We start from the raw sequence: 8994 nt of genomic DNA, 5'->3' as shown, positions 1-8994 counted from the left end.
TGGTCTCGAACCGTCCCCATGGCTATGTCAAATATTTTTGAGAAAAAACACAAATTTTTTATTTGATTTTCTTAAGCTGACGACATTGCTATTCCCTGTCTTGTCTATAAAAACTGTGTCCTAGCTTTGTTTATTAATCAACTTGTTTATACTTGACTCTTGTAATTTTGTTTTAAATAGTATTCTAATGTTAAATCCTAATTTACCATAACTTAATCTATACCAATAGTAGTTTACATATTCAATTACTCCGAATAAAAACAATCCAATAGCAATAAATAAATCTTTGAAATCACTCTTGAAAATAGGTATTATCAAACCTATAACTAATAATACAATCATATTTAACTGCCTTAAAAACCTTAGTAATTTTATAGCCTTAATACTAAAACTTACTCTTTTAATTAACAATATATATCTATAAAACCAATATATACTTCCTTGTAATAGTATAAATATAAGATACGCAAATGCTAAAAAACTAGACATTCCCAAGTTTAATAATCTATATATATAAATAAATGTACATAGGGCTGCACATTCACCTATTGCTAGATTTAACAATTGTTTTTTCATTCAGTTAGTCCTCCAAAGTCATAGATACATTACTATGTATCTAATCAATAATCTTATGCTAAATCATTAAACTGTACCCACAAAACTTAACCCCATTAATTGACTATAATTATGGTCTTTTCTGTTTCTCCAAACTTTGAACACGCCAAACTGTATGGTTAATTATCGTCTACAATCCTTGATTTCAGTGACTATTTTCCCTCTATCAACACGACCGTCTCAACATGTGTCTGCACATAGGTATTATACAGTTTATCAAATCTCAATATTATAGGGGTAAAATCATCATTTTGCACCCCTTTTTGATTTAATTAAGTCTCAAAGGGGTGAGCCAAAATCATATGGATTCTTCTAGTTTTTCACCCGATTGCCTACATTCTCGACCATCAATTAAGTCTTTAACCCATCCAAGTGATTTGGGTATCGGTGTTCCTTTTCTCAAATGCTTAACCACTGTTTCAATATCTTCATCACGCCAGAATCGATCTCGTATATAACATTTGTGGCAGCAGAAGTCTGCACTCTTTGCTTTGCTCTCAAATTTCTTCCCACAGTAATAACATACATGTTGATACAATGTTGGGTGCTTTACTTCCCATTCTTTTTTACACTCTTTAGAACAGTAGGTCTTTGGTCGGCCCTTAATACGCTTTTGATTAATTCGCTTGCCGCAGTTTTTGCAGAGCTCTCTTATCATTTTTTCTTCTTCTGGCTTCTTATTATTCTTACCATAGCCATCTAACCCTTGGGCTTTGCAAAAGTTTCTAACCTTATCCCTGGATATATGCATGGCTGTAGCTATACTTCGGTATCCTATGCCTAACTTTCGTAATTCAATGATTTTCTCTTGTTGTTCATTAGTCATTTGCATTACCTCCAATCCTTCAATTGGTATCTAGTAATGCGGTAGAAATCTTGAGAAGTCAAGTTGCAATTTTAGTTTGATAATTTTCTTTCTATAACCGCTATCAACATAACTTAATAATTCTCAAACATCTCAATTATTAGGGTCCTATTGTTATATATAGTAGCATTTACTCAACAGTTTCTTGACAATTAACTATGTGCTTTTTCAATTACCATTTCTGTTTCTACGCTGTTATAGTCAAAATCTTGTTGTCTATGGAAGCGGTAGAGACCCAAGGAGTTTAATACAACGATAATAGCACCGAAGTTATGGATGATAGCTGCCATTACAGGTCCAATCCATCCATAAGCAGCAGCAATTAATGCAAATACGTTAATACCATTAGCAAGCCATAGGTTTATTTTAATAGTACTAACTGTACGTTTACTTAATTGTAAAGCTAGTGGAATTTTCTCAATAGCATCTGACAGAAGTGCTATATCTGCCGCTTCGATTGCCACATCCGTACCTGTTTTCCCCATTGCTACTCCGACATCTGCTTGCATGAGAGCAGGCGCATCATTAATGCCATCCCCAATCATTAGGACTCTCTTTCCATTGGTTTGAAGTTGTTTAACAATCTCTAATTTTTCATCTGGCAGTAAAGAAGCATAGACTTGATCAATTTCTAATTCATTAGCAATCCTCTTTGCCACATATTCATTATCTCCCGTAGCTATTCTTATATCCTTTATGTACTTACTCTTCAGATTTCTAATAGTAGCTATAGCCTTTTCTCGAATTGGATCATCAATTGCCACCATCCCAATCAGTTTCTGATTGTATACAATAAAAATTGTTGTATGTCCTTGATCATTACAGTGCTTTTGCTTATCAGTTATCACTTTATGTAAATCCATATTCAAGTATTTAAGCACACTTTTGTTTCCTATATAGGCCTTTTTCCCATTAACAGTTCCTTCAATCCCAATACCTACTATGCTTTTCCATTCGCTAGCTAATTGCCAGCTTATACCTTCATTCTTAGCAGCTCTAGTAATTGCTTTTGCAATATGGTGTTCTGATAAACCTTCTAAGCTTGCCGCTAATTGTAATAACCGAGGCCGATCCCAATCTAGATCGATTAATGATATATCAACAACTTCAGGCTTGCCGTTTGTAAGGGTCCCAGTTTTATCAAATATAATCGTATTGATTTTACTTATAGCTTCTAGTGCCGGTGCACCTTTGATTAAGACTCCTAGTTGTGCTCCCCTACCTACACCTGTCATAACAGCAGTTGGAGTACTTAACAACATACCACAAGGACAAAAGACAATCAATACCGTAACAGCGCGAACGACATCTTGGGTGAATAAAAACACTAACCCTGCTATCATAATACTCATAGGGACAAACCAACCTGCTACTCGATCAATCAGTCTCTGAATGGGTGCTTTCTCTTCCTGTGCCTTCTTAACTAACTGCAAAACTCGTCCAATCAGTGAATCATCCCCGACCTTATCTACTTGCACGTATATTGCTTGACTTTGATTTAAACTTCCCCCATATACAGACTCACCTAAATATTTTTCAATCGACTTCGATTCACCGGTAAGTGGTGATTCATCTACATAAGTAGTTCCCGCTATCACTTTCCCATCAGCAGGAATTCGCTCTCCTGGTTTCACAAGTAATAGATCATTAACTTTTATTTCCTTGCTAGGTATAATCGTTTCTGCAGAATCTTGAATCGAAGCTACTTTTCTTGCTTCAGTCGGTACAATGTGAAGTAAATTTTCTAAGGCTTTAGCTGATTTTCTAACAGAGTATGTTTCTAGTAATTCTCCTATAATCATAATCAAAGCAACTTCAGCAGCAGCTAAGTATTCACCTATTGCAATTGCTGCTACCATAGCAATACTGACTAATAAACCAATCTTTGTTTTTCGTTGAAAAATAAGAGCACTAATAGCTCCTAGATATATGGGATAACCACCAATAATTGCTGCAATTAAAACCGTATCAATTGTTAAAATTGTTGGTAATATTTTTGTTATAGAAAGTAATATCAGGATGGCCGTAACTGCTGCAATACGGAAATCCTGTTTATGTTCTTTATAAAATTGCTTCATTAGAAACCATCCTCCTCAAATAAATGGGTACGAGCTGTATTAAATAACAGTGATATATGCTCATCATCTAGAGAGTAATAGACACTTTGTGCTTGTTTACGTGTCTTCACAAGGCGCAACTGACGTAGTCCTTTCAATTGATGAGAAACGGCAGAAACACTGATGTTCACCATGTCCGCTAGGTGTTCAACGCACAACTCATTGGCCTCCATCAAGGCAAATATAATTTTTAATCTAGTTTGGCTTCCCATGGCCTTAAATAGTTCTTCTAATCTAAGAAAAAATACATCTTCTGGCATTTCTCCTTTTAATTTTTGAAGAGCCTCTTCACTTGAACATTTGTCGTTATTGGTACAAACATGACCTTCTAAACACTTTAGTTCAAAAGAACAGTCTTTTCCCATAATGCTTTCCTCCTACAACTTGTCTTTTTCTCTGAAATATATTGCCTTTACCTTATAAGCTAATATAACATATAGCAATTTAGCGAATCTTTATTGAGCATTTGAGAATATATTCAAATACTCAATAAAAACAGTATAACAAGTGCTGTTTTATTTGTAAAGAACTATTTTTTCACCTAATTACATAATTAAAAAATGCGAGCTAGAAAAAAACTGATTTTAAAGCAAATAAAAAGAAAGGTGTAGTTTGGAAGAAACTTTGCAAAACTATTTACAATATTCTCCCTAAAAGCACTTGTCAGATATAAATGCTCCTGATACTATTTTTACATCTACTTTAAACTAATGGAGGCCATTAAATTAGACAATATTCTTTCTATACTTGGAAACTTTAAGATAATAGTGATCATAATTATTGCATTTTTAGAAGCTATTTTTTTACCAGTGCCTATGGAACTTGTTTCTATTCCAATTTACTTATCTAATCCTACTAAAGCATTTTTCTATTCAACTGTATTGATAATATTCTCTATCCTAGGGTCAATTACAGGGTATCATTTGAGCAGCATTTTAGGAAAGTCTATAATAAATAAATTTGTTCCAATAGAAAATTTTAACAAACTTAAAAAACTATATGACAGAAATTCCTTTTTGCAATTCTCACTTCTTCATTTACCCCAATTCCTTATGAAGCCTATGTACTGTCCGCTGGAATCTTTGGTATACATTTTAGAAAATTTATTTATGCATCCATTATAAGTAGAATCCTAAGGCACCTTCCTCAAGGGATTGTAGTAACCTTTTATGGAGAAACACTTTTACTATATATTAAAAACTATACTTTGATTATTTCTTTATTCATATTTGCAGTCATATTATTGTTTAGATTTATCCAGAAAAAAATTAAAATCAATTAAGTGTGTTTATTCTACTTATCAAAAGTAAATTGTTAAGATTCATTACTTAATAAACTTGTCTATTGCTTCATCTAACTTCTCTAAAGCATTATCATCCTCATTCTCTACGGCTTCTACAATACAGTGATTAATATGGTCTTTTAAGATTAATTTTCCCACATTATTTAGAGCCGATTTAACAGCAGCAATTTGTATTAATATTTGGCTACATTCTTTTTCTTCTTCTAGCATTCTCTTTATTGCTTCTGAATGACCAATTATTCTAGCCATTCTATTAATAATTTGTTTTTGGTTAGGGTGTTTATGTTGTGCCATGTTATAAGTCCTCCTTTGTAAAAACTATTATATACTAATATTTTTCCATTTGCCTTTTAAGTAACGTGTCATTAAAATTACTCCCCTTACAGTAATATCAATAGCGTAGGCAATCCACACACCAACTAATCCATACCCTAATCTAATACATAAAATATATACACCTAGTACTCTTATACCCCAAATTCCAATAAGAGAAGAGTACATAGGAAACTTTGTGTCCCCTGCTCCTTGTAAGGCTGAAGTTAATACAAGGGTCATACATAAAAAAGGTTGAAACAAAGCGATTATTCTTAACACTTTAACAACCTGATCAATTACTAGTGCATCTTCTGTAAATATTCTAGCGAGTAATGGAGCATAGACATAAAAAATAGTTCCTACGAAAACCATAAATACTGTAGATAAAAAATATGACATCAATCCAGCTCTTTGTGCCTCATCCTTATTCTCCCTACCTAAATTCTGACCTACCAGGGTCGCTGCTGCTATGCCAAATCCCATTCCAGGTAAGTAAGAGAATGTTTCTATTGTACCAGCTATATTATGAGCAGCGTAGGCCTCAGTTCCTATTTTTATTATCATACCTCCATAGATAAGTTGACCCGATCTCATTGTTAAACGTTCCACCGCAGCAGGTATGCTAATCTTTATAATGGATTTTAACATTAAATAATCAATTCTCCATTGATTAAAGATAGAGACTTTTATTTTAGTTTCTTTTCCATTTATCTTTTTCAGTAACAGTATAACACTTATTACTCTGGAAGTAGTAGTCGCTAACCCTGCTCCTAAAATCCCTAATCCATTAAAGCTGAAAATACCAAAAATCAATATATAATCAAGTATTACATTGATAACATTTGCTAAAACTGCAATCTTCATAGGTGTCTTTGTATCTCCTGCACCTCTTAGAGCACTGGAAAGAACCATATTTACGCATAGAAAAACTGCAGGTACTGCAACTGCCAAAAAATATGGCAAAGCGTATTCAATAACCCTATCCTCCGCTCCCAGCAGTATCAATAGTCGCTTTGAAAAAAACAGGTTAATAAGGCCGAAACTTAATCCAATAACGGTACTCATAATTAACGACTGTTTTACAGCATGATTTGCGTTTTCGTTGTCACTAGCTCCGATAAATCTAGATACAACAGCTGTCGTTCCAATTCCTAATGCAAGAAAAAATGCGATATATACATTCATCGTCAAGTTTGTGACTCCTACACCGGCAATCGCTTCTGTTCCTAATTTGCCTACAAAATAAGTATCCACTACTCCAATGAATACTTGCGATATATTCTCTATCATGGCAGGTATCGCTAGAAACATAATTGTTTTTATATTAGTAAAGGCAGTAAACTTATCTATAGCTCTTTTTATCTGATCCATTCATATCCCCCTCATGAAAATTATCCCCCCTGGGGGGATATGAATTAATTATACTAGTTTGTTACTCATTTGGCAACAACGGGTTTTAATATTACTCTCCATTACACTCCATCTCCGTTCCGTCCATAAAGCGGATGATGATTTGTCCAGTTTCATAAACTTTGATGTGGTCCAAGGTCCTTAAGATGAAGTCCGTATCGATTTCTTTAATGTGTTTTGCATCTTCTGTGATATCTGAAACTGGACAGCTCTGTACTGTTCCAGCGTGTTTCCAAACTCTGCGGTTGTTTCCCATTTCTTTTTCAGTTCTTCTCTGTTATCAAGAAGTGCGTTCCAAGAAAGGATGAAGGCATCAATCAGAATAGCTTCATCAATGTGCCTGTTGGTGCAGCCCTGTACCCCTTTGACCTTATACCGTTCCTGGCATTGCCATACCTTTCTGTAGCTGTTCTTTGACTTCCAGCCTTTTCTGGTGAATGCCTGATTGCAGGTGCCGCAGACTATCTTTCCTGCAAAAAGGTTTCTTTCTGGATTGTGTGAGTATGAGTTGGTCCCATGTTCCTCGATGTAGTTACTTCTTCTATCGTATTCCAGCTGAACCGCTTCCCAAATCAGCGGGTCAATAATGGCTTCATGGTTTTCTTCAATGTGGTACTGCTGAATGTGGCCTTCATTCTTTGCTCGCTTTTTAGTCAGGAAATCAACGGTGTAACTCTTTTGTAGTATGGCATCACCCTTATACTTTTCATTCTGAAGCATGCTCTGAATCGTCTTTGCATGCCACTTGGTTGTACCATTCCAGTTCTTCACTTCTTCTTTTTCAAGTATCCTCTTGATGTGGTCTACGGTCTTCCCTGAAAGGTATTCATCGTAAATCCGCTCTACGATTTTGGCCTGTTCTCGATTGATGACCAACTTCCCATTCTCATCGGTGTCGTAGCCTAAGAAGCGTTTTGTACTCATCTTGAACTGTCCGTTTTCAAAGCGTCTTCTAATTTGAGGCATTATCGGTTTTTCGGACACTGATTCGTGAGCATATCTTTTTATTGAATGTAATTCCTAGGATTTACTTCTGATATCTCTGTTTCTGAATAATTGCTTTAAGAAGTATACTTAAATTTCTAGTAAATCAAGGGTTAAATAAACGGCTTCGCCGCCCTTGACATAACAAGAAATTCAAGTTGCTTTGGCACTAAGCAATTATTCCAAAAACATATCTATGCTGCAAGATTTGAGTACCACATCTTTTTATATGCAACAGGAGTTATCCAACCTAAGGCTGCATGGCGCCTTTGACGGTTATAATAGATTTCTATATATTCAAATATAGCTTGTTTAGCGGCTTCTCTTGTTCTAAATGAGTAGAAATTAGTGCATTCACACTTTAAGCAGCTAAAGAAATTTTCTGCACAGGCATTATCGTAGGGATTTCCCTTGCGACTCATACTTTGCCTTATATGCTTGGCCTTTAGTAGATATTTGAAGTCATTTGAACAATACTGGCTACCTCTATCTGAATGAAATATTAAACCAGGTGATGGTCTTTCTCGCTTTAGAGCCATTTCAATTGCTTTTATTACTAGTTCTTTGGTCATTCTTTCACTCATAGCATAGCCAACTACATCTTTGGTACATAGGTCTTTAACAATAGCTGTATAGAGCCAGCCTTCCTCTGTCCAGTTGTAGGTAATATCCCCTACCCAGACGGTATTAGGTACTTTTATATCAAAGTTTTGTTCTAGTAGATTTGGTGCCACTGCTAAATTATGATTGCTGTCGGTGGTTGCCTTCCATTTTCTTTTACGCTTTGACTTTATGCTGTTTTTCTTCATTATGCTATATACTGTGTTACGACTGCATGGGATTATTTCTTTTATCTCAGCCCAAATCGGATCAACGCCCCATACTGGATGCTTCTTGTGGATCCTTTTAATCTCTTTAAGTATTTTATTATGTTTTATTTCTCTTTGGGATAAAGGTCTATCAACCCAATCGTAATAACCGCTTCGGGACACTTTTAGTAGATAGCACATTTTCTCCACAGAATGCCCGGAAGCATTAGTTTTGATAAACTTATATTTAGTGGTAGTTGTTACTTCTGTGGTTTTATAAAAATGGCTACTGACTTTTTTAGGACTTCGACTGTGTCCTTAGTATCATCGAGCTCTTTCTTTAGTCTTTTATTTTCTTCTTCTAGTTCAGCCAATCTCTTAGAAGCGGAATCTTCTGGTTCTGTACTAGCTTTAACCCATCTTCTAAGGGCAGGCTCTGATACTCCAAGGTCCTTTGCTACAGCACTAATTGATCTACATTTTTCTACTACCATTTTTACTGCACTAGCTTTAAATTCATCATCATATCTATTGTTATTACTTGACATTTTCAACACCCTCGTATAATATGTTTAG

The 8994-nt window shown here is 35.0% G+C and carries 9 protein-coding genes; all 9 read right to left on the bottom strand.

The annotated features are described in order from the left end of the window. Positions 1 to 120 precede the first annotated feature (120 nt). A complete protein-coding gene (locus F8154_RS12495) occupies positions 121 to 576 on the bottom strand; it encodes a hypothetical protein (RefSeq protein WP_151861960.1) in 456 nt (151 codons plus the stop codon). A gap of 337 nt (positions 577 to 913) precedes the next feature. Continuing rightward, positions 914 to 1441, bottom strand: coding sequence for a hypothetical protein (locus F8154_RS12490; RefSeq protein ID WP_151861959.1), 528 nt, complete (start codon positions 1439 to 1441; stop codon positions 914 to 916). 191 nt (positions 1442 to 1632) lie between these two features. Continuing rightward, the gene (locus tag F8154_RS12485) at positions 1633 to 3558 is read right to left on the bottom strand and encodes a heavy metal translocating P-type ATPase (RefSeq protein WP_151861958.1); all 1926 of its coding nucleotides are present in this window, start codon (positions 3556 to 3558) and stop codon (positions 1633 to 1635) included. Further along, positions 3558 to 3962: an ArsR/SmtB family transcription factor gene (locus F8154_RS12480; RefSeq protein ID WP_151861957.1), complete on the bottom strand. Its 405-nt coding sequence runs from the start codon at positions 3960 to 3962 to the stop codon at positions 3558 to 3560. Before F8154_RS12480 ends, F8154_RS12485 begins: the two co-directional genes overlap by 1 nt. Positions 3963 to 4921: 959 nt before the next feature. Continuing rightward, entirely contained in the window at positions 4922 to 5194 is a 273-nt protein-coding gene (locus F8154_RS12475) for a metal-sensing transcriptional repressor (RefSeq protein ID WP_151861956.1), read from the bottom strand. 27 nt (positions 5195 to 5221) lie between these two features. Beyond that, a complete protein-coding gene (locus tag F8154_RS12470; protein ID WP_243141248.1) occupies positions 5222 to 6586 on the bottom strand; it encodes an MATE family efflux transporter in 1365 nt (454 codons plus the stop codon). Between the two features lie 180 nt (positions 6587 to 6766). After that, entirely contained in the window at positions 6767 to 7591 is an 825-nt protein-coding gene (locus F8154_RS12465; protein ID WP_243141247.1) for a recombinase family protein, read from the bottom strand. Between the two features lie 212 nt (positions 7592 to 7803). Then, positions 7804 to 8628 (bottom strand): IS3 family transposase, encoded by an 825-nt coding sequence (locus tag F8154_RS12460; RefSeq protein WP_243141246.1) that lies wholly within the window; start codon positions 8626 to 8628, stop codon positions 7804 to 7806. Positions 8629 to 8678: 50 nt separating this feature from the next. After that, the gene (locus F8154_RS12455) at positions 8679 to 8966 is read right to left on the bottom strand and encodes a transposase (RefSeq protein WP_151861954.1); all 288 of its coding nucleotides are present in this window, start codon (positions 8964 to 8966) and stop codon (positions 8679 to 8681) included. Positions 8967 to 8994 lie beyond the last annotated feature (28 nt).

Origin of the sequence: Alkaliphilus pronyensis (genome assembly GCF_009017275.1) — a bacterium.
Taxonomy (GTDB): Bacteria; Bacillota; Clostridia; order Peptostreptococcales; family Natronincolaceae; genus Alkaliphilus_C; species Alkaliphilus_C pronyensis.
The sequence above is the reverse complement of the archived record's forward strand: the minus strand, read 5'-3'. Positions and strand labels throughout refer to the sequence as shown.